Source organism: Burkholderia territorii, assembly GCF_001718335.1.
In the GTDB taxonomy this organism is placed as follows: Bacteria; Pseudomonadota; Gammaproteobacteria; order Burkholderiales; family Burkholderiaceae; genus Burkholderia; species Burkholderia territorii.
Genome location: NZ_CP013366.1, coordinates 3,125,008 through 3,151,408, shown reverse-complemented (window position 1 = coordinate 3,151,408; position 26,401 = coordinate 3,125,008). Strand labels below are relative to the sequence as shown.

Below are 26,401 nucleotides of genomic sequence, written 5' to 3'. Positions count from 1 at the left end.
CGACGCGGCTGCTTACGCGTTCTCCGCCAGCGCGTCGGCCTGGCTCGCGCGGATGCCGAGGCGCTCGAACAGCGCGCGGTCGCGCTGCGTTTGCGGATTGCTCGTGGTCAGCAGCTGGTCGCCGTAGAACATCGAGTTTGCGCCTGCGAGGAAGCACATCGCCTGCATCGCGTCGTCGAGCTGCTCGCGGCCGGCCGACAGGCGCACGACGGCCTTCGGCATCGTGATGCGCGCAACCGCGATCGTGCGCACGAACTCGAACGGATCGAGCGGCGCGGTGCCTTCGAGCGGCGTGCCCTCGATCGCGACGAGGTTGTTGATCGGCACCGATTCCGGATACGGGTTCAGGTTCGCGAGCTGCGAAATCAGGCCCGCGCGTTCACGGCGCGATTCGCCCATCCCGATGATGCCGCCGCAGCACACGTTGATGCCCGCGTCGCGCACGCGGTCGAGCGTGTCGAGCCGATCCTGGTACGTGCGCGTCGAGATCACCTGGCCGTAGAACTCCGGCGACGTGTCGAGGTTGTGGTTGTAGTAGTCGAGGCCGGCGTCGGCGAGCTGCCGTGCCTGCTCGTTTTCCAGCATGCCGAGCGTCATGCAGGTCTCGAGGCCCAGTTCCTTCACGCCGCGCACCATCTCGGTCAGCGCCGGCATGTGGCGCTCCTTCGGGTTGCGCCATGCGGCGCCCATGCAGAAGCGGCTCGCGCCGTTCGCCTTCGCCGCGCGCGCGGCGTCGAGCACCGCGTCGACGTCCATCAGCTTCTCGGCCTTCAGGCCCGTGTCGTGATGCGACGACTGTGAGCAGTAGCCGCAATCTTCCTCGCAGCCGCCCGTCTTGATCGACAGCAGCGTCGACAGTTGCACCGCGTTCGCGTCGAAGTGCTCGCGATGCACCTGCTGCGCGCGGAACATCAGGTCGTTGAACGGCAGCTCGAACAGCGCGACGACGTCGGCGACGCGCCAGCGCTGCGGCGCCGGAGCGGCCACGGGGATCGCGTCGGGTTGCACGGCGGCGGTCTGGGCTTGGGTCATGGTGTTTTTCCTGTCGTGGATTCGAGGTTCTTGAATTCGGAATCGAGGTGTCAATGCCGCGCGGCGCGCAGCGTGTCGACGAGCGTGGCGATGTCGAGCATCGCCGCGGCGGATTCGGGAGCGGCCGGGTGCAGGTGCGCAATGCGGCCAAGTAGCGGCGCGCGATGTTCGCGCGCGAGCCAGTCGCGAATCGTCGCGACGTTTTCGTCGGCGTACGACATGGCCGGGTCGACGTGGTTCGCGACCCAGCCGGCGAGCGTGAGGCCGCGCTGGCGAATCGCGTCGGCGGTCAGCAGCGCGTGGCTGATGCAGCCGAGCCGCATCCCGACGACGAGCACCACCGGCAGCCCGAGCGCGAGCGCGAGATCGGCCGTGTCCTGCGTGTCGTTCAGCGGCACGCGGAAGCCGCCCACGCCTTCGACGACGACGACGTCCGCGCGCGTCAGCGCTTCGCGGTGGCTCGCGACGATCGTGTCGATGTCGAGCGTCACGCCTTCCTGCGCGGCGACGATGTGCGGCGCGGCGGGCGCCTTCAGCAGGAACGGCGTGCGCAGCGCGGGCGGCAGTACGACGTTCGCGGCCGCATCGAGCTGGTCGGCGTCTTCGTTGTGCCACACGCCGTCGCGTTCGTACGCGCCGGCGGCGACGGGCTTCAGCGCGGCGGCGCGCAGCCCGTGCCGCGCGAAGCCGTGCAGCATCGCGGCCGACACGAACGTCTTGCCGATCTCGGTGTCGGTGCCGGTGACGAAGAGGGAAAGCGCGGCCGTCATGCTGCACCTTCCTCGGCGGGCAGCAAATGCGAGCGGGCGTCGGGGCGCCCCGGCCCTTCGCTGGCTTCGATCAGCGCGGCTTCGAGGCGCGCGAGATCGTCGAACGAATGCGCGGCCGACAGCGAGATGCGCAGCCGCGACGTGCCGGCGGGCACCGTCGGCGGCCGGATCGCGGGCACCCACAGGCCGTGCGCGTCGAGCGAGCGCATTGCCGCGAGCGTCGCGTCGTTGCTGCCGATCACGAGCGGCTGCACGGCCGTGTGCGAGTCGACCGGCTGCCAGCGCGTCATGCGCAGCAGCGCGCGCGTGCGCTCGATCAGCGCGGCGAGGTGTGCGCGGCGCGCATCGCCTTCGTCGCCGGCGATCACCTTCAGGCTCGCCGACACCGCATGCGCGACGGCCGGCGGCGCGGCCGTCGTGAAGATGTAGCTGCGCGCGCGCTGGATCATCCATTCGATCACGGTTTCGTGCGCGATCACGAACGCGCCCGCGACGCCGGCGGCCTTGCCGAGCGTGCCGACGTACACGAGGTTCGGCGAGCGCAGCGCGGCGGCCGCGAGCGCGCCGCGCCCCTGCGGGCCGAGCACGCCGAAGCCGTGCGCGTCGTCGACGACGAGCCACGCGCCGTGGCGTTCGGCCAGTGCGACGAGTTCGGCGAGCGGCGCGATGTCGCCGTCCATGCTGAACACGGTGTCGCTGACGATCAGTTTCGTTTCGGCCTCCGACGCGTCGAGCAGCGCGGCGAGCGCGGCCATGTCCGCATGCGGGTAGATCTGCACGGTCGCGCGCGACAGCCGGATCCCGTCGATCAGCGACGCATGGTTGAGCGCGTCCGAGAAGATCGTCGCGTGCCTGGCCGCAAGCGCGGTCATCGCGGCGAGGTTCGCCATGTAGCCGGTGCTGAAGTACAGCGCGCGCGGGGCATCGGAGAAGCCGCCCGCGAAGCCGGCGAGCTCGTCCTCGAGCGTCGCATGCGCGCGCGAATGGCCGCCGAGCAGATGCGAGCCGCCGCTGCCGGAGCCGTAGCGCTGTGCGCCTTCGGCGAACGCGGCGACGAGCGCGGGATGCGCGGCGAGGCCGAGGTAGTCGTTGCTCGCGAAGCCGACGATGTCGCGACCGTCGACGCGCATGTGCGCGTCGCACGCGGTGTCGGCAGTGCGGCGCACGCGTCGCAGGCCCTGCGCGTCGAGTTCGGCGAGGCCGCGCTGCAGCGCGTCGAGCAGGGGCATGGTCGTTTTCGGTGAGGATTGCTTCATCGCGCCGGCTCCGCGAGCGTCGCGTCGAGCGTGTCGCGCGTGCGTTGCGCGAGCCACGCGATGTCGTCGTCGGTCATCACGTAAGGCGGCATCAGGTACACGGTCGTGCCGATCGGGCGCAGCAGCAGCTCGCGCTCGAGCGCATGCTCGAAGAAGCGCCGCGAGAAACCGCGCGCGGCATCGCCGTCGAGCGCGACGTCGAACGCGAACAGCGTGCCGCGCTCGCGCAGGTGCCGCACCTGCGGGTGCGCGCCGAGCGGCGCGAGCGCGGCACGCATCGCGGCCGACTTGCGCGCGTTGGCGGCGAGCACGTCGTCGCGCGCGAACAGGTCGAGCGTCGCGACGGCCGCACGGCACGCGAGCGGGTTGCCGGTGTACGAATGCGAATGCAGGAAGCCGCGCGTCGTGTCGTCGTCGTAGAAGGCCGCGAACACTTCGTCGCGCGTGAGCACGAGGGACAGCGGCAGGTAGCCGCCGCTGATGCCCTTCGACAGGCACAGGAAATCGGGCCACACGCCGGCCTGCTCGCAGGCGAAGAAGGTGCCGGTGCGGCCGCAGCCGACGGCGATCTCGTCGGCGATCAGGTGCACGCCGAATTCGTCGCACAGCGCGCGCAGCCCGCGCACGTACGACGGATCGTGCATCGCCATGCCGGCCGCGCATTGCACGAGCGGCTCGACGATCAGCGCGGCGATCCGGTCGGCGCGTTCGGCGAACAGGCGCCGCACGTCGTCGAGCGCGCGGCCGGCGACGTCGGCGGCCGTCTCGCCCGGCAGCGCGCCGCGCGCGTCGGGCGACGCGACCACGTGCGCATGACGGATCAGCGGGTCGTATGCATCCTTGAACAGCGCGACGTCGGTCACGCCGAGCGCGCCGATGGTCTCGCCGTGATAGCTGTTCGCGACGCACACGAATTCGCGCTTGTCCGCGTGGCCGCGGTTGCGCCATGCGTGGAAGCTCATCTTCAGCGCGATCTCGACCGCCGATGCGCCGTCGGACGCGAAGAACGCATGGCCGAGCGTGCGCGCGGTCAGCGCGTGCAGCCGCTCGGCGAGCTCGATCGCCGGCTCGTGCGTGCAGCCGGCGAGCATCGCGTGCTCGAGCGTGTCGAGCTGGTCCTTCAGCGCCGCGTTGATGTCCGGGTTCGCATGGCCGAACAGGTTCACCCACCACGAGCTGATCGCGTCGAAGTAGCGGCGCCCGTCGCGGTCGTACAGCCACAGGCCCGCGCCGCGCGCGACGGGAATGAGCGGCATGCGCTCGTGGTGCTTCATCTGGGTGCAGGGATGCCAGACCGCGCGCAGGCTGCGCGCGACCCAGTCGTCGGTGGCTGGCGTACTCAAGGCAACTCCGGGGGTAAAACGGCGGCGGGCATCGCATCCGATGCCGCGGCGACAGACTCGAAACGCGCTGAGATTAGCGTGTTCCGCCGCACGTTGCACTACCGGTTACAAACGCCGCGAAGCCTTGCTGGGCGGGAGTTCGGCGCAGATGTGGGACGCTCGGGACGGTACGCGCCAGATGTCCAGAAATGACCGCAGATGACGACGTTCGAGTATCACCCCCCGACAGAAAAAAATCGCGGGCCGACGGGCGGCGATCGGGCGAAAAATCGGGTCCGGATGGGAAAAGGACGCGAAGCGACGCGCACCATGCGCGGCAAATGGCGTTCGGACTCGGGCGCGGGCGAGATTCAGAAGAGGCCGGATAACGATCCGGCGGGCGTCGCGGGCGGTGCGCTGTTCGCGGCGCGGCTCATGCGGCCGCGCGAGCGGGCGTGCGAACGCCGTCGCGGGCCGCGCGCACGTTCATGAAACGGAGAAGGGAAGAAAGGCAGGCGCGTATCGCGCCACTCCGGGAACCGCGCGCGTCGCGCGTCAGCGCGACGCCAGCGCGCGCGAGCCGGCGTTGCCGTCGTCGGCCGTCTGCGTCGCGTTCGCGTTCCACACGACGCGATCGTTGACCGCATACAGCCGGCATGCGCCCGCACCCTGCTTCGAGCAGTTGTCCAGCGCGAGCGCCATCGGATCGTCGCCGCCTTCGGCCCACGACCATGCGCCTTCGGCGGACACGGCGAACGCACGGCTCGGATGCTGGCTCAGGAAGCGGCGATAGCCTTCGCGGCCCGCATCGTCGAGGAACGGCACCGCGTCGACCGCATCGATCGAGGCATAGCCGGTCGCAGTCGGTTCGTGCGGGTTCGCGACCGCGTAGCGTACCGAGGTCGGCAGGTTCAGTTCAGCGAGGAACGCATTCACGGCCGGCCACCACACGGGCACGCCATCGCGATCGACGATCAGCCGGTGCGCATCGTCCTTGTAGCGGCCGAAATCGACGAACTGCGCCTGCGTGCCGTGCGACACGTACGCGTCGTGCATCTGCGCGACGAGCGCGGGCGTCCACACCGAATCGTTGTCGCCGTACAGCCACAGCGAACGGACGGCCGTATGCGCGCCGTACTGGTCGAACGCGTCGACGAGATTGCGTTGCCAGCCGTCGCAGAGATCCTGGCGCAGCCCGCCGGAGAAGTTGATGATGCCGCGCACGCCGGGTGCCGCTTCGGTGCCGTACGCGACCGACACGAGGCCGCCGTGCGACGTGCCCGCGACGACGATGCGCGATGCATCGATGTACGACTGGCGCGACATGTAGCGGACCGTCGCGTCGACGTCGGCGGCCTGCGTGAGGCCGTTCTTGCCGACGTTGCAGCCTTCCTGCTGATACGTGCCGCCCGACCCGGCGAAGCCCTGCCGGTTCGGCGCGATCACCGCATAACCGCGGCGCACGAATTCGCGCGCGAACGCGAGCGGCCGGCTGCGCGGCTGCTGATGAAGGTCACCGGTGTTCTTGCCGTGGTTGAAGACGACGAGCGGGAAGGGGCCGGGGCCGTTCGGCTTGAACAGCGTGGCCTCGAGCATCACCGAGCCCGACGCATCGGCCGGAATGCTGACGATTTGTTCGTTGAGATTCGCGGCGACTTGCGGAAGGCCCGAATCGCCGTAGTCGAAGCGCTCGGCGTGGGCGAGCGAGCCGCCGGCCGCGGCCGCGCCGGCGTTTGCGTTCGGCAGCGCACCGGCCTGAGCGGCCGACAGCGCACAGGCCGCCATCCATCCCACCAATACCTTGCTGAACGCCATTCGTAAGCCCTGCCATGCAACATGACCAATCTGACGGCCATCCTAGCCCGACAAATTCAGGTTGTGCAATGCGGGAATTACCCGGCGTCTGACATGGCAACTATTTGTCAGCGTTCACTTACTTCGCCGTCGACATAGCGCCAGAAACCGTGCTCGTCACGGGTGAAACGGCTCGTCTCGTGAAGCCGGTAGGCACGTCCGCCGACCTTGTAGCGGGCCGCGAATTCGACCTGCGCATGCCGTTCGTCGAGCACTGCGTGGCGCTTGATCGCCAGGCCGAGCCAGCGCGGCGCGTCGGGCGCATTCGGGTCCGCATCGAGATCGGCGGGGCAGGTGCGCGCGTCCCAGGTCGCGCGCAGATAGTCGGTCGCGCCGAGCACGTACGCGCTGTACCGCGAGCGCATCAACTCGAGCGCGCTGGGCGCGGCTTCGCCGCCATCGATGAAGCGGCCGCAGCACGCCGCGTAGCGCGGCGCCGGGGCTTTGCCGGCAGGTGCGGGGGACGCGCCGCCGCACGGGCACGCGTCAGGTCGGTTCAAAATCATGCGAATCGTGAATTAACGACGCCGGGTTGTGATGCCGGCTTACCAGCTGAGCTCGACGCCGTCGTACTGGAAGAAACGGCCGTTGGCCTGCGACACGTCCGCGCCGGCTTCCGCGATCACGCGGCGCATGCCGGTCACGCTGGTTTCCGGATCGATCGCGGCCTGCGCGCCGCCCATGTCGGTGCGCACCCAGCCGGGATGCAGCGAGATGCATGCGGCGTGGCGCGTCTGCAGCGACGCGATGCGCAGCACGTCATTGAGCGCCGCCTTGCTCGCGCGATACAGCCAGCCGGTCGTGCCGGTCGCCTCGGCGATGCTGCCCATGCGGCTCGAGACGACGGCCAGCACGCCGCGCGCGTCTTCGACGAGCGGCAGCAGGATCGGCAGCAGCTGCATCGGGCCGCGCACGTTCGTATGCATGACCGTGTCGAAATCCTCGGCGCCGATGGTTTCGACGCCTTCGGTGCGCGGCCCGTACACGCCCGACACGAGCACGGCCGCGTCGAGCCGTTCGCCGTCGAGCTGCCAGCCGAGCGCCGCGATCTGTTCCGGCCGCGCGATGTCGAGCGCGTGCGCGTGCGCGCCGAGTCCGCGCAGCGCGGCGAGCGAGGCGTCGTCGCGCGCGGTCGCGATCACGTTCCAGCCGTCGCGCCGGTATTGCCGGACGAATTCGCGTCCGAGGCCGCGCGATGCGCCGACGATCAATACGGTTTTCATGTTCGCCGCTCCTTCGCAATGCACCGCCGTCGCGGCGGTGCCGATGTCAGGTCATTTCGAGGGCCGTCGCGCCCGGGCGCCGCGCAACGAGAGTGCGAGCTTACTTGGCGTCGCCGCACGGCTTCAGCGTATCGACGACCGCCTGCGCGACGCCGTCGAGGTGCGCGGCATCGGCCGCGACCATGTCGTTGTCGGGCGCATGCTGGCCGCGCGCCGTGAGCGCCGCGACGCAGCGCTTGTAGGTAGCATCCAGTGCGTCGAAGTTCGACACGGACATCCCGAGGTTGCGCATCCGCCCGTCGTGCACGCCGTACACGAGCCCGTGCACGGTGAGCGACTGGCCGCGCGCCCACGCGTCGTTGACGATCGTCGTGCGGCACACGTTGACGACCTGTTCGATCGCGTTCAGCTCGATCAGGCGGCGGTACCGCGCTTCGCCGACCGGCCATTCGTCGAGCAGCGCCGCGTGGCGTTCGCGCACGTCCTGCACGTGATGCAGCCAGTTGTCCGCGAGGCCGACGCGGCGGTTGTGAAGCGCCGCGTTCACGCCCGAGCAGCCATAGTGGCCGACGACCATGATGTGCTTCACGCGCAGGATGTCGACGGCGAACTGGATCACCGACAGGCAGTTCAGATCGCTATGGACGACGACGTTCGCGATGTTGCGGTGCACGAACACCTCGCCCGGCGGCAGGCCGATGATCTGGTTCGCCGGCACGCGCGAATCCGAGCAGCCGATCCACAGATATTCCGGCGCTTGCTGGTCGGCAAGGCGCGCGAAGAATTCCGGATCGTCGGCGAGCTGGCGCTGGACCCACGCGTCGTTGTTGTCGAACAGATGCGAAAGCGGATTGTCTTGGGTATTCATCGGTGTGGATTCCGTTGGCGGAAAGCGGTTCGATTCGATCGGATCCGGCCGTGCGTCAGGCCGCGCGCTGCGCGTCGCCTGCGTCGTCGCCGGCGTCCGGCTTCGCACCGAAGCGCGCGGGGTAGCGCACGCTGAAGCGCAGCGACGCGTCGTACGGGAAAAAATCGGGCAACTCGCCCTGCAGCAGCTTGTCCTTGCTTTCCTGCCAAAGCGCGGGTTCGAAAAAGTCCGCGTGATGTTTCATGAAGACCGAGCGCACGCGCGGATCGCCGAGCAGGAACGGTCCGTAGGTTTCCGGAAAGATGTCGTGCGGGCCGACGGTGTACCACGGCTCGCCCGACAGTTCGTCTTCCTCGTTGCGCGGCGGCGGCACGCGCCGCACGTTGCAGTCGGTCAGGTACTCGATCTCGTCGTAGTCGTAGAACACGACGCGGCCGTGACGCGTGACGCCGAAATTCTTGTACAGCATGTCGCCCGGGAAGATGTTGGCCTTCATCAGCTCCTTCACCGCGTTGCCGTATTCCTTCACGCCGTGCTCGATGTCCGCGTCGCTGCCGTTCTGCAGATACAGGTTGAGCGGCGTCATCCGGCGCTCGATGTACAGGTGCTTGATCACGAGATTGTCGTCCTCGTATTCGAGCAGCGACGGCACTTCCTTCTCGAGTTCGCGCACGAGCGCATGATCGAGCCGCGACAGCGGCAGCGCGACGCTCGAATACTCGAGCGTGTCGGCCATCCGCCCGAGGCGGTCGTGGCGCTTCACGAGCTGGTACTTCTCCATGATCTGCGCGCGTGTCGTTTCCTTCGGCGGCGGGAAGTGATCCTTGATGATCTTGAACACGTACGGGAACGACGGCAGCGTGAACACGAGCATCACGAGGCCCTTGATGCCCGGCGCGATGATGAAGCGATCGCTCGAATGCGACAGATGATGCAGCAGGTCGCGATAGAACAGGTTCTTGCCCTGCTTCTGCAGGCCGACCGACGTGTAGATCTCGGCCTTCGGCTTGCCCGGCATGATCGTGCAGAGGAAGTCCACGTACGCGGACGGCACGCCCATGTCGACGAGGAAATACGAATGCGAGAAGCTGAAGATGATCTGCAGCTGGTCGCGGCGCAGCAGCACGGTGTCGAGCGCGAGCAGGCCCGCACGCACGTGGCGGATCGGCACCGCGAACGGCAGCACGCGGTCGGCGTTGATGATGCGGCCGATGATGTACGCGCTCTTGTTGCGAAAGAAGAGCGACGACAGCACGTGGATCTGGAAATTCGCCGCGGCATCGAACTGGCCGAATTCGTCGGTGATCGCCTGCATCACGCAGCCGATGTCGCGCGTGAGATCCTCGAACGGCGGCTCGAGCTGGAAGTTCGTGACGATGCGCTCGAGCGTGGCCGCGAGCCCGTCGGTGCCCGGGTAGTACGCGCGATAGGTCGGCTTCGCGGCCGGCTCGTCGTTCTCGAGGTATTCGGTCGAGATCGCGGGGCGCACGAAAATGAAATCGTTGCTGAAATACGAGCGGTGCAGGATCTTGCAGCACACCGAATTGAAGAACGTCTCCGCGCATTCGGGCTGGCGGTGCGACGTGAGCAGGCCGATGTAGTGCAGCTTGATCTGCTGCCACACTTCGTCGTCGATGTTCTCCGCGTCGTATTCGTCCTCCAGCACCTCGACACATTCCTTCACGCGCTCGTCGTAGGACGTGATCCGCTCGCGCGCCAGCCGCTGCAGGCCGTGCCAGTCGGTGCGCTCGAATAGCGTCTTCGCGTCGACGGCGGCTTCCCGGAAGATCCGGTAATGGCGGTCGAAGTATTCGAGCATCGTCTGCGCGACGTCGAAGCCGATCTGCGACGACAGCAGTTTGGGGAAGTGATTCATCGCGTGCAGGCTCGTTCGAGGGACTGTAAGCACCCGCCATTTTAGCGCTCAAGTCGGCGTTTCAATGATTTTCGGAAGCGGGCGCCGAGCGCCGTCAATGCGCGGGTTGTTCGCCGTTACAGGCCGTTCGTTGCATCTTCGCGTAAAGATACGGGTACGGAATCGATTCTGGCGCGAACTTTTTTTGCCCGTCCGGCGCGCGCCGGCACGCGTTTCGCGCGACGGCGATAGAATCGATGCGATGCCCGCCGCGGCATGCGGCCCGCGCGCGCCTGCCCCGCATTCGCACCCGCAGCGGCACCCGCATTCGCTGCCGCATTTGCCCTGATAACGACGAGACACCCCACCGATGAACGCACTGGAACACCAACTCGACTATCCGTTCGCCGACACGCTGCCCGCCGCGGGCGACACCTTCGAGGTCGCGCCGGGCGTGCGCTGGCTGCGCATGCCGCTGCCGTTTTCGCTGGATCACATCAACCTCTGGCTGCTGCGCGACGAGATCGACGGGCAGGCCGGGTGGACGATCGTCGATTGCGGGATCTCGTCGGACGCGATTCGTACGCACTGGGAACGAATCTTCGACACGCATCTCGACGGGCTGCCGGTGCTGCGCGTGCTCGTCACGCATTGCCATCCCGATCACTTCGGCCTCGCGAACTGGCTCTGCGAAGGCGGCGACAAGGGCCGCTGGAACGTGCGGCTGTGGATGACGCTCGGCGAATACATGTTCGGATGCCTGATGGCGGCCGGCAACGGTTCGAACGCCGGCGGCGCGGCCGCGGCCGATCATTTCGCGCGCCACGGCCTCACCGATCCGGCCGCGCTCGAGAAGCTGCGCAACCGCCGCAGCTACTACTCGGACCTCGTGCCGGCCGTGCCGCCGCGCTACCGGCGCCTGCGCGAAGGCGACGCGGTGACGATCGGCGCGCGCACGTGGCGCGTCGTCACCGGCTACGGGCATTCGCCTGAACATTGCGCGCTCCACAGCGAAGCGGACGGCGTGCTGATCTCCGGCGACATGGTGCTGCCGCGCATCTCGACCAACGTGTCCGTGTTCGATCTCGAGCCGGAGGCGAATCCGCTCGCGCTGTATCTGGAATCGCTCGGCCGCTACGAGACGATGGCGCCCGATACGCTCGTGCTGCCGTCGCACGGCAAGCCGTTCCGCGGCGTGCGCACGCGCATCGCGCAACTGCGCGCGCACCACGACGCGCGGCTCGACGAAGTGCGTGTCGCGTGCGCGGAGAAGCCGGCGAGCGCGGCCGACATCGTCCCGATCATGTTCCGCCGTCGCGAGCTCGACATTCATCAGATGACCTTCGCGCTCGGCGAGGCGCTCGCGCACCTGAACCTGCTCTGGCTCGCGGGCGAGCTCGTGCGCGAGCAGGGCGACGACGGCGTGCTGCGCTTTCGCTCGTCGCGCTGAACGCGCGTCGCCGCCGTCACGTGACGGGTTCGTAACGCCACCCGTCGCGTTGCCATTGCATCGTGTGCGTCGGTGCGAGCGCCGCGAGAAACGCGGCGTCGTGCGATGCGACCACGAGCGCGCCCGGAAAGCTGGCCAGCGCGGCTTCGATCGCGCGCACCGATTCGAGATCGAGATGATTGGTCGGCTCGTCGAGCAGCAGCAACTGCGCGGGCGTGCCGCGCCACAGCGCGCACGCGAGCGCGGCCTTCAGCCGTTCGCCGCCGCTCAGCCGGTGCACCGGCTGCGTTGCGCGCGCGGCATCGAGCTGCAGCAGCGCGAGCCGGCTGCGCAGGTCGCCTTCGGCGAGCGGCGTATCGAGGCTCACCAACTGCTCGACGATCGAGCGTGCAGGATCGAGCAGCGCGAGCCGCTGGTCGAGATACGCGGCGCTGACGTGCGTCGTGCACGTACCGGCGCGCGGCGCGATTTCGCCGGCGAGCATGCGCAGTAGCGTCGACTTTCCGCAGCCGTTGGGGCCCGTCAGCGCGATGCGCACGGGGCCGCTGGCCGACCATGTGAGCGCGTCCGTGCGACCCGCGGCGGGCCACGGCAATTGCGCGCGCTCGAGCGTGAATAGCTGACGACGCGCGCTGACCTCGGTGCCCGGCAATGACACGAGCACCGGCGCGTCCGCTTCGACGCGCGCGGCGGCCTGCTGCACGCGCTCGTCGAGCGTCGCCTTGAACGCGAGCTGGTCGCGACGAACCTGCCCCATGACGTTGCGCGCGGCCGCCTTGCGACGCTGCTTCGCGCCCGATGACAGATTGGCCGTCTTCGCGTCGCGCAGCGAGCCGGCCGCGTGACGCTGGATCGTGTCGTGCGCCTGTTCGAGCCGGCGCCGCACGCGCCCGCGTTCGGTGCGCGCATGCTCGAGCGCGGCCTGCGCGGCATCGTGTTGCGCATCGCGTTGCGCGCGATACAGCGCGTAGTTGCCGCCGTACGCGCGGACTCCGTGCGGCGTCACCTCGACGATGCGTTGCACGTGCGCGAGCAGCGCGCGGTCATGACTGACGATCACGACACCGCCGCGCCAGCCGTCGAGCGCATCGCGCAGCCATGCACGGCCCGGCGCATCGAGATGGTTGGTCGGTTCGTCGAGCACGAGCAACCCGGCATCCGACAGCAGCGCACCGATCAGCGCGACGCGCGCCATCTGGCCGCCGCTCAACGCATGCGCCGGCGTGTCGGCGTGCACGTCGTGCAGGCCGGCCGCGTCGAGCGCCGTGCGCAGCCGCTCGGCCAGGTCCCAGCGTTCGCCGATCAGCTCGAAGTCGTGTGGCGTCGCGCGCCCGTCCGCGAGGCGCGCAAGGGCCGCGAGCGGCGCGTCGAGCGCGGCGATGTGCGCGACGGTCCGTGTGCCGGCCGGCGCGTCGTCGTGCTGCTGCGCGACGTAGACGACCGACGTGTGCCGGTCGATCGTGCCCGTGCTCGGCGTGCGCCGGCCCGCGATCAGTTGCGCGAGCAGGCTCTTGCCGACGCCGTTGCGGCCGACGATGCCCGTCGGCGTGCGGTCGATGGAAAGGTCGAGCGAATCGAACAGCGTGACGCCGTCGTCGAAGCGGAAAGAAACGTGATGAAGCGCGACGAGCGCGCCGGTCGGCGTGGCAGCAGCCATAAGCACCTCCGAAAATGCGTGAAACCTTCGCGCGGCGTGCATGGCACGGCGGCGACGACATTTTTGGGAAGGCTTAGTTGTTCACTTTGGCTGGCGTCCGGTATGAGGAATGAGCGCGCAGTGTAGCAAGCGCGGCGCGCGGGCCGCAAGCGACGGGCGAGCGCACCGTCGCCTGCGCGCCACGCGCGGTTACTGCACCGTGACCGCCGCGAAGTTCTGGCGGCCGAACGGGCTGACGCGATAGCCGCTCACGTTCGCGCGCGTGAGCGCGGCCGCGGTCGGGTAGCCGAGCGGAATCCACAGCGCCTGGTCGTGGATGATCTTCTGCGCGGATTCGTACAGCTTCGCGCGCCGGGCCTGGTCGGCGGTCGACTTGCCGTCGGCGATCAGCTTGTCGAGCTGCGCGTCGCAGAAGCGCGCGAAGTTGATGCCCGATTTCACCGCGTTGCAGCTGAACAGCGGCGACAGATAGTTGTCCGGATCGCCGTTGTCGCCGGCCCAGCCCATGAACAGCATGTCATGCTGGCCGAGCTTCGCCTGCTTGATCAGCTCGCCCCATTCGATCACCTTCACCTCGGCCTTCACGCCGATCTTCGCGAGGTCGGCCTGCAGCAGCTCCGCGCCGGCCTTCGGGTTCGGGTTCAGCACGCTGCCCGTCGGGCGCGTCCAGATCGTCGTCGAGAAGCCGTTCGGGAAACCGGCCTGCGCCAGCAACTGCTTCGCCTTCGCGGGATCGTACGCATACGGCGTCACGTCCTTCGCGTAGCTCCACGTGTTCGGCGGATACGGATTGTTCGCGGCCGTCGCCGTGTTGTCGAACACGACCTTCAGGTAGGTCGCGCGATCGAACGCGAGGTTCAGCGCCTCGCGCACCTTGTCGTTGTCGAGCGGCTTCTTCTGCGTGTTCAGCGCGACGAACGCGGTCATGAACGCGGGCGTCTGCACGACCTTCAGCGCGCTCTCGCCCTTCGCGGCGAGCACGTCCTGCGGCTTCGGCGACAGCGCGATCTGGCATTCGCCGGCCTTCACCTTCTGCATGCGCACCGACGGATCGGGCGTGATCGCGTAGATCAGGCGGTCGACCTTCGGCTTCGCGCCCCAGTAGGCCGGATTCACGTCGTAGCGGATCAGCGCATCCTTCGTGTAGCTCTTCAGAACGAACGGGCCGGTGCCGACCGGCTTCGCGTTCAGGTCGGCCTGCTTGCCGGCCTTGAGCAGCTGGTCCGCATATTCGGCCGAGTAGATCGACGCGAAGCCCATCGTCAGGATCGGCACGAACGTCGCGTTCGGCTCGTTCAGCACGAACTTCACCGTGCCGTCGTCGACCTTCGTGACCGACTTCACGAGCTTCACGAGGCCCATCGACTGCGCGTGCGGGAAGCCGCTCGCGCCGGCCACCTTGTGCCACGGGTTCGCGTCGTCGAGCATCCGCGAGAACGTGAACACGACGTCGTCCGCGTTCAGCGGGCGGCTCGGCTTGAAGTAGTCGGTGGTCTGGAACGCGACGTTCGGGCGCAGGTGGAACGTGTACGTGAGGCCGTCGGCGCTGGCTTCCCATTTGTCGGCGAGCGCGGGCACGACTTTCTTCGCGGCTTCGTCGTACGACACGAGCGTGTTGAAGATCACGTCTGCCGATGCGTTGGTCGTGACGAGCGAGTTGTACTGCACGACGTCGAAGCCGTCCGGGCTCGATTCCGTGCAGACGGTGAGCGGCTTGGCGGCCGCGAAGCCGGGAGCGGCGAGGGTGGCGACGGCGAGCGCGGCCGCGGCGAACAGCTTGACCTGCATAGGTTCTCCCATGTGACTTGTGATTTTTTGCCGGGTGTCGGAATGCGGGCGCGGCCTGACGGCAGGCCGGCGCGGCTGGCGAATAGCATACCGGCAAAGCGTGCGGCGCGTGAAAAAAGGCGCCGGAACCGATGAATTGAGCGAAAAAAGGCTGCGTTCGCGACGGAATGCATGTTGGGGCGGCGAGGCGGCGGAGAGACGCGGCGGGCGCGGCGGCGAACGGCGGGCGGTCGTGGCGATGGTGGGGGAGCGCAGATCGAGTTGAATCGCCGCGAATTCGTTGGATCGACTGAAGCGGAGGAAGCGGGGGAAGCGGGGGAAGCGCGGGAAGCGGGGGAAGCGGGGGAAGCGGGGGAAGCGGGGGAAGCGGGGGAAGCGGAAGAAGGCCGAGAACGCCGAGAACGCGAAGAGCACCGCCCGCCACGTGGCCATCAAACCGCGATGCCCCACCGGCCCGGCGCAAGCGTCGCGACGAACCCGCAGGACGCCCGATGCGCTCAGTGCACGCCGGCCTTCGGCTTGCGCGGCGCCTTTTCGAACAGGCGATCGTACAGCCAGCGCGGCAGCACGTGCAGCACCTTCGCGACGACGCCCATCTGCCACGGAATCACGCGAAACGCGTGCTGCCGGGCGATCGCCCGCGCGGCGCGGGCCGCGAAGCGGTCGGCGTCCATCAGGAACGGCATCCGGTACGGGTTGTGCGCGGTCATCGGCGTGCGGATGTAGCCGGGCGCGATCGTCACGACACCGACGCCGGCCGGGCGGAGCTCGACGCGCAGCGCCTCGAGATACTTGATCGCGGCCGATTTGGACGCGCTGTACGCGCCGGAACCGGGCAGGCCGCGCACGCCGGCGACGCTCGCGACGCCGACCAGCGTGCCGTGGCGCGCGGCGGTCATCGGCCCGACGAACGGCTCGAACGTCGCGACCATCCCGTAGTAATTGATGTCCATCACGTCGCGGAACGCGGCGAGGTCGCCTTGTCCGGTGACGGCGCCCTGGCTGATGCCGGCGTTCGCGATCACGACGTCGGGGCAGCCGTGCGCGGCGATGAACGACGCGGCGGCCGTGGCGAGCGCGTCGGCATCGCGTACGTCGGCGCGATAGACGGAGACGGAAAGCTTGGGAAAGCGTCGCGCGAACGCATCGAGGGCCTCGGTGCGGCGCGCGACGAGTGCGAGCGTGGCGCCCTGGCGGGCGTATTCCTCGGCCATCGCGAGGCCGAGGCCGCTCGACGCGCCGGTGATGAAGACCTTCAGCGGAGTAGTCATGCCGGCGCGCACGCGGGGATCAGAGCTTCTTGTCCTGGACCTGCTTCACGAGGTAATCGAGCACCTGCGCGGTACCCGGGATGCTGTTCGTGTAAGCCGGGCCCGTCTTGTACTTGCCCTGGACGACGACCGTCGGCACGCCGTCGATCGCGTAGTTCTTCAGCAGCTCGGCCGACTGCTTCACCTGGCCCTGCACGCTGAACGAGTTGTACGCGTCCATGAACTGCTTCTTGTCGACGCCTTGCGTCGCCAGGAAGTCGGCCTGCGCCTGCGGCGTCAGCAGGTAGTTCTTCTGCTTGTGGATCGCATTGAAGATCGCGGGCGTGACCTTCTCCGAGATGCCGAGCGCCGACACCGCATAGAACAGTTTCGAGTGCGGGACGAAATCGTCGCGGAACGCGACCGGCACGCGCTTGAAGTCGATGTTGTTGCCCTGCTTCTTCACCCAGGCCTCGATCGTCGGCTCGAATTCGTAGCAGTGCGGGCAGCCGTACCAGAAGAACTCGATGACCTCGACCTTGCCGGCCGGCGCGGACACCGGCTGCGGCGACTTCATCACCTCGAAGTCCTTGCTGGACACCTGTGCGGCAGGCGTTGCCTGGGCGAAGCCGGCTGCGGCCAGGCCAAGGGACAGAAGGAGCGTGCTAAGCAGTTTTTTCATGTTGTGGACGTCGAATCAGTTGCTCGGGTTACGAAACGTAACGGGTTCTGCGTGGGCGCGGCCGGGTGCTTACTGCTTCGTGAAACGGATCACCGCCGTGTCGACACCTGCATCGGACAGGCGCTGACGGGCCGAGTTCATATCCTCGAACTTCGAGAACGGGCCGACGCGCACGCGGAAATAGGTCACGCCGCTGACATCGCGCTTCGACACCTTCGACTCGAAGCCCTGGAAGCCCAGGCGCGCGCGCTGCTGCTCGGCGTCGCCTTCCGTCTTGTACGCGCCGACCTGCAGGAAGTAGCCGGTGTTCGCGTCGTTCGCGGTCGGCGGCTTCGCTGCCGCGGAGGATGTCGCGGACGGCGCCGGCTTCGGCGTGTTCGCGGCCAGTTGCTGTTGCTGCTGCTTCTGCGCGGCAGCCTGCTGCGCCTGCTTCTGCGCGGCGAAGCGCGCGAGGTCGTCCTCGCCGCCTTGCTGCTGTTGCTGCGCCTGCTGCGTCTTCTTCGGCGGCGGGTTGTCGGCCGGCTTCGGCGCGACCGCGACGCCGTTGCCCGACGACGCATTGTTCGACGCGGTGGTGTTGCTCGAGCCGGTCGTGCCGTTCGAGCTGCCCGACGGCGGCACTTCGACGATCTGCGGCTCGGGCAGCAGGCCGCCCTGGGTCTGGTTCGCGGCCTGGCCCGGCGCGGTGTTGGGCGGCGCGGGCTGCGCGGCCTGCGGCACCGGCTGGCCGGGCGTCTTGCCCTGCAGCGCGCGGTTCGGGTCGAACTGCTGCGGCTGGCTCGCGCCGTTGTCGGCCGGCGGCGGCGCGACCTTCGACACGAACGGCGACGGCGAGCGCGTGATGTAGAGCGCCACGACCACGGCGATCGCGAGGCCGACGATCAGGCCCAGCACGATTCCCAGAAATGTCCCTCCGGTTTGTTTCGATTGCTTCGAAGTGCGGCGTGGTTGTGCCATTGCTTGAGTCACCTGCAAAAAGAATCGTGAAGAGGCCGGCGGGCACCCGGCGCCGGGCATCCGGCGACGGGCGCTGCCGCGGCCATTCGCAGCCCGGTTCGGGGCCGCTTACATCTTGGCGGGCGCGGACACGCCGAGCATCGCCAGACCGTTCTCCAGCACCTGCCGGGTCGCGGCGAGCAGCGCGGCGCGCGCATTGCGCGGTGCTTCGTCGTCCACCAGCACGCGCTCCGCATTGTAGAACGAGTGGAATTCACCAGCGAGATCGCGCAGGTAGAACGCGACCGCGTGCGGCGCCAGTTCGTTCGCCGCGTGCGTGAGCATGTCCGGATACTCGGCGAGCTTCTGCATCAGCGACACGGCCTGCGGGCTCGTGAGCTGCGACAGGTCGGCGCCCGGCAGTTGCGCGACCTCGACGTTGTAGCGCGACTTCAGTTCGTTGAGCACCGAGCAGATCCGCGCATGCGCGTACTGGACGTAATAGACCGGGTTCTCGTCGTTCTGTTTCAGCGCGAGGTCGATGTCGAACACGAATTCGGTGTCGGCCTTGCGGGAGATCAGGAAGAAACGCACCGCGTCGCGGCCGCGCGTGATGGTGGCCTCGTCGATCAGGTCGGGTGCCGCTTCCTGGCCCGGTGCCGCGCCGCCCGACCATTCGATCAGGTCGCGCACCGTCACGTAGCTGCCCGCGCGCTTGGACAGCTTCACTTCCTGGCCGTCGCGCATCACGGTGACCATCTTGTGCAGCACGTAGTCGGGATAGCCCTTCGGGATGCCGATGTGCAGGCCCTGCAGGCCCGCGCGCACGCGCGCGATCGTGCCGTGGTGATCGGAGCCCTGGATGTTGATGACCTTCGTGAAGCCGCGCTCCCATTTCGTCACGTGGTAGGCAACGTCCGGCACGAAGTACGTGTACGTGCCGTCCGTCTTGCGCATCACGCGATCCTTGTCGTCGCCTTCGTCGGTCGTGCGCAGCCACAGCGCGCCGTCCTGCTCGTAGGTCATGCCGGCCTTGATCAGCGCGTCGACCGTCTTCTCGACCCGGCCTTCGCTGTACAGCGACGACTCGAGGTAGTACTGGTCGAATTTCACGCCGAACGCCTGCAGGTCCATGTCCTGCTCGTGACGCAGGTATGCGACCGCGAACTTGCGGATCGCGTCGAGATCGTCGATGTCGCCGGCGCCGGTGACCGGCTCGCCGTCCTTCGCGGCCACCGTCTCGCGGTTCAGGTAGTCGCGCGCGATGTCGGCGATGTATTCGCCGTTGTACGCGGCTTCCGGCCAGCCCGCGTCGCCCGGCTTCAGGCCGCGCGCGCGCGCCTGCGTCGAGATCGCGAGGTTGCCGATCTGCACGCCGGCGTCGTTGTAGTAGAACTCGCGATGCACCGCGTAGCCCTGGCTCGCGATCACGTTCGCGAGCACGTCGCCGAGCGCCGCCTGGCGGCCGTGGCCGACGTGCAGCGGGCCGGTCGGGTTGGCCGACACGAATTCGAGCAGCACCTGCTTGCCCTTCTCGCGATCCGACGTGCCGAACGCGCGGCCCTGCTCGAACACCGCGGCGATCACCGCCTGTTTCGCGGCGGCCGTCATGCGCAGGTTGATGAAGCCGGGGCCGGCGATTTCGGCCGCGTCGACGAGCCCTTGCGCGGCCGGCTGGGCCGTGAGCGCGGCGACGATCTTCTCGGCGAGCTGGCGCGGGTTCGTGCCGAGCGGCTTGGCGAGCTGCATCGCGACGTTGCACGCGACGTCGCCGTGCGCGGCGACCTTCGGGCGCTCCAGCGTGATGGCCGGGGTGACGAATGCCGCGTCGGCGCCTTTCAGCGCGTGTGCGACCTGCGTGACGCTATCCGCGAGCAGGGCTTCGAGGGTCTGTTTGTGAGCTGGCAGCATGCTGGTAGAAGGCTTCGTTGGTGGCGGCCGGAAACGCCGGCCGGCCGGCGCGCTTTTTAAGCGCGCGTTTCAGGGATCGCAGAATTTTAACAGGTGCTAATATGCCGCTCAGGCGCCCCGCGTCCGCGAGGCCGGACGCCGGCCAGCCGGCGTGCCCCAACCGCGCCGCGCAGGCACAACAAGATGAAAAGGGAATTGTCATGATTACGTTCAAGAGCAAGGCGGCACAGGATCTCGACGTGCTGAAGGATTTCGCCGTATACGTGCTGGGCCTCGTCGGCAAGCAGCTGGGCGAACGCGGTGTCATTACGCACGACGAACTGGACCACGCGATTGCGAAGCTGGAGGGCGCGGTCGCGCAGGCGAAGCAGGAGCGCGCCGAGCACGCCGGCCATTTCCACGAGGACGAAGCCGATCACGCGCACCACGAAGTGCCCCCGAGCCTGGCGCAGCGCGTGGCGCCGTTCCTCGCGATGCTGCGCGAAGCGAAGGCTGCCGAGGCCGACGTGCACTGGGGCTTCTGAGCTTCGTTGCCCCGGCCGATACCGACCGCAGGATGGGTCAGGCAAGAAAAAGCCCGCGCGATGCGGGCTTTTTATTCGTCTGATCAAAAGGCGGCGAGACCGCCCCGGACGCGTGTCGCTCAGAGCTGCGGCGCGAGTGCGCGGCGCGCGTCGTCGAGCGACAGGGCCATGCGCTGCGCGTAATCCTCGAGCTGATCCTGACCGATTTTCCCGACCGAGAAATACGTGCTGTCGGGATGCGCGAGATAGAAACCCGACACGCTGGCCGCCGGCAGCATCGCGAGCGAATCGGTCACGCTCATGCCGATCTCGTCCGCATGCAGCGCGGCGAACATGTCGCGCTTCACCAGATGGTCGGGGCACGCCGGGTAGCCGGGTGCCGGGCGGATGCCCGCGTACTTTTCGGCGATCAGCGCATCGTTGTCGAGCGTCTCGCCGCTCGCATAGCCCCACAATTCGCGCCGCACGCGCGCGTGCATCGCCTCGGCGAACGCTTCCGCGAAGCGGTCGGCGAGCGCCTTCAGCATGATCGCGCTGTAGTCGTCGTGGTCGGCTTCGAACTGCTTTTCCTTCACGTCGACGCCGAGGCCGGCCGTCACCGCGAACATCCCGATGTAGTCGGCCACGCCCGATTCCTTCGGCGCGATGAAGTCGGCGAGCGAGCGGTTCGGGCGCATCACGCCGTCGACCACCGGACGCACGCTCTGCTGGCGCAGGTTGCGCCAGGTCATCAGCACTTCCGAGCGCGACTCGTCGGTGTAGATCTCGATGTCGTCGTCGTTGACCGTGTTCGCCGGCAGCAGCGAGATCACGCCGTTCGCGGTGAGCCAGCGGCCCTGGATCAGGCGCGCGAGCATCGACTTCGCGTCGGAGAACACGCGCCGCGCCGATTCGCCGACGATCTCGTCGTTCAGGATCGCCGGGTACGGGCCCGCGAGGTCCCAGGTCTGGAAGAAGGGGCCCCAGTCGATGTAGTTCGCGAGCTCGTTCAGGTCGTAGTTCCTGAACACGCGGCGGCCGATGAACTTCGGCTTCACGGGCCGGTAGCCCGCCCAGTCGATCTTCGTCTTGTTCGCGCGCGCTTCGGCGAGCGTGACCATCGGCTGTGCCTTGCGGTTCGCGTGCTGGTCGCGAATGCGTTCGTAATCGGACTTCAGTTCGTCGAGATACTTCGCCGCGCCTTCGTCCGACAGCAGGTTCGACGCGACCGACACCGAGCGTGAAGCGTCCGGCACGTAGACGACCGGGCCTTCGTAGTGCGGCGCGATCTTCACGGCCGTGTGCACGCGCGAGGTCGTCGCGCCGCCGATCAGGAGCGGAATCTTCTTCACGCGGAAATAGTCGTCGCGCTGCATCTCGGACGCGACGTACGCCATTTCCTCGAGGCTCGGCGTGATGAGGCCCGACAGCCCGATGATGTCCGCGCCCTCGACCTTCGCCTTCGCGAGGATCTCGTTGCACGGGACCATCACGCCCATGTTGACCACTTCGAAGTTGTTGCACTGGAGCACGACCGACACGATGTTCTTGCCGATGTCGTGCACGTCGCCCTTCACGGTCGCGATGACGATCTTGCCCTTCGCGCGCACGTCGCCGCCCGCTTCCGCGAGCAGCCGCTTCTCTTCCTCGATGAACGGAATCAGGTGCGCGACCGCCTGCTTCATCACGCGCGCGGACTTCACGACCTGCGGCAGGAACATCTTGCCCTGGCCGAACAGGTCGCCGACGATGTTCATGCCGTCCATCAGCGGGCCTTCGATCACGTTGATCGGGCGGCCGCCGGCCGCGGCGATGGCCGCGCGCGCTTCTTCCGTATCTTCGACGATGAAGTTCGTGATGCCGTGCACGAGCGCATGCGCGAGGCGCTTCTCGACCGGCTGGTTGCGCCACTCGAGGTTCTCTTCCTTCTTCGCGGCGCCCGTCTTGAACTTGTCGGCGATCTCGAGCAGGCGGTCGGTGGAATCGTCGCGGCGGTTCAGGATCACGTCCTCCACGCGCTCGCGCAGCTCCGGGTCGAGATCGGCGTACACGCCGAGCTGGCCCGCGTTCACGATGCCCATGTCCATGCCCGCCTGGATCGCGTGGTACAGGAACACGGTGTGGATCGCCTCGCGCACCGGGTCGTTGCCGCGGAACGAGAACGAGACGTTCGACACGCCGCCGCTCACCTTCGCGTACGGCAGGTTCTGCTTGATCCAGCGGGTCGCCTCGATGAAGTCGACCGCGTAGTTGTTGTGCTCCTCGATGCCGGTCGCGACCGCGAAGATGTTCGGGTCGAAGATGATGTCTTCCGGCGGGAAGCCGACTTCGTTCACGAGGAAGTCGTACGAGCGTTTGCAGATTTCGATCTTGCGCTCGTACGTGTCGGCCTGGCCTTTCTCGTCGAACGCCATCACGACCGCGGCAGCGCCGTAGCGGCGGATCAGGTTCGCGTGGTGGCGGAACGCGTCCTCGCCTTCCTTCAGCGAGATCGAGTTCACGATCGCCTTGCCCTGCACGCACTTGAGGCCCGCTTCGATCACTTCCCACTTCGACGAGTCGATCATGATCGGCACGCGCGCGATGTCCGGCTCGGATGCGATCAGGTTCAGGAAGCGCACCATCGCCGCCTTCGAGTCGAGCATCGCCTCGTCCATGTTGATGTCGATCACCTGCGCGCCGTTCTCGACCTGCTGGCGCGCGACGGCGAGCGCCTCGTCGAACTGGCCGTTGAGGATCATTCGCGCGAAGGCCTTCGAGCCGGTGACGTTGGTGCGTTCACCGACGTTGATGAAGAGCGTCCCGGACGTGACGTTGAACGGCTCGAGGCCGGCAAGGCGCATCATGTGATCGGTCATGGCGGTGCGAATTCTTGTGAGGTAGGGCGTTGATGCGTTCGGGTCAGGCAGCGTCGCTGTACTGGCTCGGCCAGCGGCGCGGTTTCACGTCGGCGAGCGCCTTCGCGATCTCGGCGATGTGCTCGGGCGTCGTGCCGCAGCAGCCGCCCGCGAGATTCACGAGCCCGGCCTGCGCGAATTCCTTCAAGAGGCCCGACGTGACGTCCGGCGTCTCGTCGAAGCCGGTGTCGCTCATCGGGTTCGGCAGGCCGGCGTTCGGATAGCACGACACGTAGGTGTCGCACAGCTTCGCGAGCTCGGCGATGTACGGGCGCATCAGCGCCGCGCCGAGCGCGCAGTTCAGGCCGAACGTGAGCGGCTTCGCGTGGCGCAGCGAATTCCAGAACGCCTCGACCGTCTGGCCCGACAGGATGCGGCCCGACGCGTCGGTCACGGTGCCCGAGATCATGATCGGCAGGCGCTCGCCGGTGTTCTCGAACAGCTCGTCGAGCGCGAAGAGCGCGGCCTTTGCGTTCAGCGTGTCGAAGATCGTCTCGACGAGGAACAGGTCGACGCCGCCGTCGAGCAGCGCCTTCGCCTGCTGGTAATACGCGTCGCGCAGCTCGTCGAACGTGACGTTGCGCGCGCCCGGGTCGTTGACGTCCGGCGAGATGCTCGCCGTCTTCGGCGTCGGCCCGATCGCGCCGGCGACGAAGCGCGGCTTGCCGGGCGTCGCATGGCGCTCGGCCGATGCGCGCGCGAGCCGCGCCGATTCGACGTTCATCTCGACGACGAGGTCTTCCATCCCGTAGTCGGCCTGCGCGACCGTCGTCGCGCCGAACGTGTTGGTTTCGACGATGTCCGCGCCGGCCGCGAAGTACTGGTCGTGGATCTCGCTGATGATCTGCGGCTGCGTGAGCGACAGCAGCTCGTTGTTGCCCTTGATGTCGCGCGGGAAATCCTTGAAACGCTCGCCGCGATATGCGGCCTCGTCGAGCTTGTAGCGCTGGATCATCGTGCCCATCGCGCCGTCGAGGATCAGGATGCGCGATTTCAGCAGCGCGGGCAGGTCGGCGCCGCGCGTGTAGCGCGCGTCGAGCGGGGCGGAAGCGGCGAGAGGAGTCGCGGACATGGCGGAAGGGCGGCGAAGACGGAAAAACCGTCATTGTAGCCGGTGCGCCGGGGCGCCGCCCGGCCCGCACCAAACGAAAACCCCCGCCCGGCGAACCGGACGGGGGCTTGGATCGGAGTGCTCGCGGCGCCGCCCGAACGCGGCGAACGGCCCGGCAATGCGCCGGGCCGCGGGTCGTCAGTGCAGGACGACGGGCATCATCATCAGGCTGTCGAACTGTCCGAGGAATTCGTCCACTTCGTCGAGCGACGGCTCATCCTCGATCAGTTGCTTCACGTGTGCGCGGAATCGCTCGGCGAGCTCGCCGTCGATGAAGATCTCGCGCTGCGCGTTCTTGTCGACGATTTCGTATCCGCCGGCATTCATCAGATGGTGGCCGGCCTGCGGCGCGAATTCGACGACGCAGTAGTTGGGGCTGTTGTAGATCATTTGCATGGCGGCACTCCTCTTCGCAGTGGCATCTGGCCTTGTTGTCCTGTAGGTGGGGCAGACCTTGCCGGTTTCAAGGGGCTTGCGCTGCACACCCCGTTCTCCCTTTTGCGTGGGGTGTATCGGGTTAGAAGCCGATATCTCTCAAACGTTTCTTATTGTGATCCCGTGCACTGAAATAGTTGTTAAAGAGTGTCATCGGCCATTTCGGCCAGACCTTTAATCGGTCGAAATTGCCGATCGAGCGATCGTCACGGCGCGGCCGGCGACGATGCCGGCGGTGCAGCCGCCGGCGCGGGCGCCTGTCCGGCGGGCGGCGGCGCGGATTGTGCAGGCTCCGCGGCCGGTGCGGAGGCCGGTACGCCGGCAGGCGCGTTCGTTGCGTCCTCGCTCGTCGCGCGTTGTGTCGCGCCAACGGCAGGCGCGCCCGGCGGCGCGAGCGGGCCGTGCCACAGCAGCTCGATCTGCGCGCCGTTCGGCTCTGATTGTACGAGCCGCGTGGGCAGCCAGCCGAGCGACGGCGCGAGCCACATGTCGATGCGGCGCGTGTCGCCGTCGCGGCGCGGCAGCCGCATGAAGTGGCGGGCGCGGACGCTGCCGGCCTGCGTCTGCACGTCTTCGTCGCCGATCACCGTGATCGGCCAGGTCTCGCCGCTGTTGTTGTCGATCACGAAGAACTGCTGCGTGACGCCCGGCTTGTACGCGGACGGATTGCCGCGCACGAGCCCCGACAATTGCATCAGCATGCTGAAGCGGTCCTGCACGCCGTCGGGCAGCGGTGCGTTGTTCGGCGTGCGCGTGAACACGACCTGGTGGATCTCGCGGTTGAAGATCGCGATGTCCTCGGGGCGCTTGCCGCGCTTTTCGACATAGCGGTCGGGCGCGATGCCGAATGCGTCGATGCGGCCTTCGCTGCGATAGCTGAACGGGCCGACGAACGGCACGGGCATGGACACCGACAGGTCGTAGGTGCGGCCGTCGGTGCGCCAGTGGATCGTGCCGATCATGTTCTGCATCCCGTTGTAGAACGTGTCGTACTGAAGGTCGCCGGGCGGCGGCGCCGCGAACTTCACGCCGCTCGTCGCGGGGCCCGGCGTCGCGGCACCGCCGGCATCGCCCGCCGATGCCGCGTGCGTGCCGGATGCGCCTGCCGCGCCGCTCGCGGCGGAGGCTGCGGACGCGGCCTGCGGCGGTTCGCCGCGTTCGTCCGTCTGCGTCGACGTGAGAACCGGCTCGGGCGCCGGCGCGGGCTTTGCCGCGGGCTTCGGTGCGGCCGCGGCCGGCTTGGCCGGTTGTTTGGCGGGTGGTTCGGCCGGCTTCGGCGCGGGTGCGCGCTCGATCGGCTGCGGCTTGAGCAGTTCGATCTGCACCGGTATCTCGGCGGGCGCGGGCGGCGTGAACGCGTCGCGGCTGTGCGTCAGCCACAACGCTGCGAGCGCGTGCAGCACCAGCACGACGACGAGCGCGACGCCCACGCGCAGCCAGTGGCGGGGCAGGGCGTGGCGAGGACGGGTGTCGGCAGGCGGCATCGGCGAAACGGAGCAGGGTTGAGGCGGTCGTGGCGCATGGCGCGCGTCACAGCGTTCGGACCGCCGGATGCGCCGCGCGTTCGCGATACATCGCGCCGGTGTCGCACGCGTCGCGTA

General features: G+C 68.0%; 22 protein-coding genes. 3 read left to right on the top strand and 19 right to left on the bottom strand.

The annotated features are described in order from the left end of the window. Window positions 1-12: 12 nt before the first annotated feature. From bioB to bioA, 4 genes are read right to left on the bottom strand one after another with little or no spacing between them, the layout of a single operon-like run. Window positions 13-1,032 (bottom strand): biotin synthase BioB, encoded by a 1,020-nt coding sequence (gene bioB / locus WS51_RS25030; RefSeq protein ID WP_059768589.1) that lies wholly within the window; start codon window positions 1,030-1,032, stop codon window positions 13-15. 50 nt (window positions 1,033-1,082) lie between these two features. Beyond that, window positions 1,083-1,802: a dethiobiotin synthase gene (bioD, locus tag WS51_RS25025; protein WP_069229900.1), complete on the bottom strand. Its 720-nt coding sequence runs from the start codon at window positions 1,800-1,802 to the stop codon at window positions 1,083-1,085. Then, complete coding sequence (bioF, locus tag WS51_RS25020) at window positions 1,799-3,031, bottom strand: 8-amino-7-oxononanoate synthase (protein ID WP_069229899.1); 1,233 nt, start codon at window positions 3,029-3,031, stop codon at window positions 1,799-1,801. Before bioF ends, bioD begins: the two co-directional genes overlap by 4 nt. Before the next feature lie 23 nt (window positions 3,032-3,054). Continuing rightward, window positions 3,055-4,401 (bottom strand): adenosylmethionine--8-amino-7-oxononanoate transaminase, encoded by a 1,347-nt coding sequence (gene bioA, locus WS51_RS25015; protein WP_059768595.1) that lies wholly within the window; start codon window positions 4,399-4,401, stop codon window positions 3,055-3,057. A 198-nt stretch (window positions 4,402-4,599) separates the two neighbouring features. Between bioA and WS51_RS25010 the strand changes: the two genes are divergently transcribed. Then, window positions 4,600-4,872, top strand: coding sequence for a hypothetical protein (locus tag WS51_RS25010; RefSeq protein WP_155773612.1), 273 nt, complete (start codon window positions 4,600-4,602; stop codon window positions 4,870-4,872). Between the two features lie 63 nt (window positions 4,873-4,935). On the opposite strand, the gene WS51_RS25005 is transcribed toward WS51_RS25010, so the two are convergent. The 5 genes from WS51_RS25005 to aceK form a co-directional block, all read right to left on the bottom strand. Beyond that, the gene (locus tag WS51_RS25005) at window positions 4,936-6,195 is read right to left on the bottom strand and encodes a dienelactone hydrolase family protein (RefSeq protein WP_059798195.1); all 1,260 of its coding nucleotides are present in this window, start codon (window positions 6,193-6,195) and stop codon (window positions 4,936-4,938) included. 107 nt (window positions 6,196-6,302) lie between these two features. After that, complete coding sequence (locus WS51_RS25000; RefSeq protein ID WP_069229897.1) at window positions 6,303-6,740, bottom strand: YchJ family protein; 438 nt, start codon at window positions 6,738-6,740, stop codon at window positions 6,303-6,305. Window positions 6,741-6,779: 39 nt separating this feature from the next. Then, the gene (locus WS51_RS24995) at window positions 6,780-7,457 is read right to left on the bottom strand and encodes an SDR family oxidoreductase (RefSeq protein WP_059507841.1); all 678 of its coding nucleotides are present in this window, start codon (window positions 7,455-7,457) and stop codon (window positions 6,780-6,782) included. A gap of 100 nt (window positions 7,458-7,557) precedes the next feature. Then, complete coding sequence (can, locus tag WS51_RS24990) at window positions 7,558-8,325, bottom strand: carbonate dehydratase (protein WP_059507885.1); 768 nt, start codon at window positions 8,323-8,325, stop codon at window positions 7,558-7,560. 55 nt (window positions 8,326-8,380) lie between these two features. After that, entirely contained in the window at window positions 8,381-10,201 is a 1,821-nt protein-coding gene (gene aceK / locus WS51_RS24985) for a bifunctional isocitrate dehydrogenase kinase/phosphatase (RefSeq protein ID WP_059507840.1), read from the bottom strand. Between the two features lie 349 nt (window positions 10,202-10,550). Here aceK and WS51_RS24980 point away from each other — a divergent pair, with 349 nt between their 5' ends. Beyond that, window positions 10,551-11,630 (top strand): MBL fold metallo-hydrolase, encoded by a 1,080-nt coding sequence (locus tag WS51_RS24980; protein WP_059451567.1) that lies wholly within the window; start codon window positions 10,551-10,553, stop codon window positions 11,628-11,630. A 16-nt stretch (window positions 11,631-11,646) separates the two neighbouring features. Here the strand turns inward: WS51_RS24980 and WS51_RS24975 are convergent, their stop codons facing one another. The 6 genes from WS51_RS24975 to argS form a co-directional block, all read right to left on the bottom strand. After that, complete coding sequence (locus WS51_RS24975) at window positions 11,647-13,287, bottom strand: ABC-F family ATP-binding cassette domain-containing protein (protein ID WP_069229896.1); 1,641 nt, start codon at window positions 13,285-13,287, stop codon at window positions 11,647-11,649. A 189-nt stretch (window positions 13,288-13,476) separates the two neighbouring features. Then, the gene (locus tag WS51_RS24970; RefSeq protein WP_059768600.1) at window positions 13,477-15,075 is read right to left on the bottom strand and encodes an ABC transporter substrate-binding protein; all 1,599 of its coding nucleotides are present in this window, start codon (window positions 15,073-15,075) and stop codon (window positions 13,477-13,479) included. A 497-nt stretch (window positions 15,076-15,572) separates the two neighbouring features. Beyond that, window positions 15,573-16,346 (bottom strand): SDR family oxidoreductase, encoded by a 774-nt coding sequence (locus WS51_RS24965; RefSeq protein ID WP_060130343.1) that lies wholly within the window; start codon window positions 16,344-16,346, stop codon window positions 15,573-15,575. Between the two features lie 19 nt (window positions 16,347-16,365). Further along, the gene (locus WS51_RS24960) at window positions 16,366-17,007 is read right to left on the bottom strand and encodes a thiol:disulfide interchange protein DsbA/DsbL (RefSeq protein ID WP_059768603.1); all 642 of its coding nucleotides are present in this window, start codon (window positions 17,005-17,007) and stop codon (window positions 16,366-16,368) included. Between the two features lie 69 nt (window positions 17,008-17,076). Then, window positions 17,077-17,964 carry an SPOR domain-containing protein gene (locus WS51_RS24955; RefSeq protein ID WP_059544896.1) on the bottom strand — a complete coding sequence of 296 codons (888 nt, stop codon included), beginning with the start codon at window positions 17,962-17,964 and terminating at the stop codon, window positions 17,077-17,079. Between the two features lie 108 nt (window positions 17,965-18,072). After that, window positions 18,073-19,854, bottom strand: a complete 1,782-nt coding sequence (gene argS / locus WS51_RS24950; RefSeq protein ID WP_069229895.1) for an arginine--tRNA ligase — start codon at window positions 19,852-19,854, stop codon at window positions 18,073-18,075. 200 nt (window positions 19,855-20,054) lie between these two features. Between argS and WS51_RS24945 the strand changes: the two genes are divergently transcribed. Next, entirely contained in the window at window positions 20,055-20,378 is a 324-nt protein-coding gene (locus WS51_RS24945) for a DUF1840 domain-containing protein (protein WP_059451560.1), read from the top strand. A 119-nt stretch (window positions 20,379-20,497) separates the two neighbouring features. Here WS51_RS24945 and metH read toward each other — a convergent pair whose 3' ends face one another. From metH to WS51_RS24925, 4 genes are all read right to left on the bottom strand, one after another. Further along, window positions 20,498-23,215, bottom strand: a complete 2,718-nt coding sequence (metH, locus tag WS51_RS24940) for a methionine synthase (RefSeq protein WP_059507835.1) — start codon at window positions 23,213-23,215, stop codon at window positions 20,498-20,500. A 43-nt stretch (window positions 23,216-23,258) separates the two neighbouring features. Further along, window positions 23,259-24,326, bottom strand: a complete 1,068-nt coding sequence (locus WS51_RS24935; RefSeq protein ID WP_059451558.1) for a homocysteine S-methyltransferase family protein — start codon at window positions 24,324-24,326, stop codon at window positions 23,259-23,261. A 177-nt stretch (window positions 24,327-24,503) separates the two neighbouring features. Further along, window positions 24,504-24,761, bottom strand: a complete 258-nt coding sequence (locus WS51_RS24930; RefSeq protein ID WP_006477667.1) for a BTH_I0359 family protein — start codon at window positions 24,759-24,761, stop codon at window positions 24,504-24,506. Between the two features lie 245 nt (window positions 24,762-25,006). Next, window positions 25,007-26,284 carry a DUF3108 domain-containing protein gene (locus WS51_RS24925; RefSeq protein WP_069229894.1) on the bottom strand — a complete coding sequence of 426 codons (1,278 nt, stop codon included), beginning with the start codon at window positions 26,282-26,284 and terminating at the stop codon, window positions 25,007-25,009. Window positions 26,285-26,401: the final 117 nt, after the last annotated feature.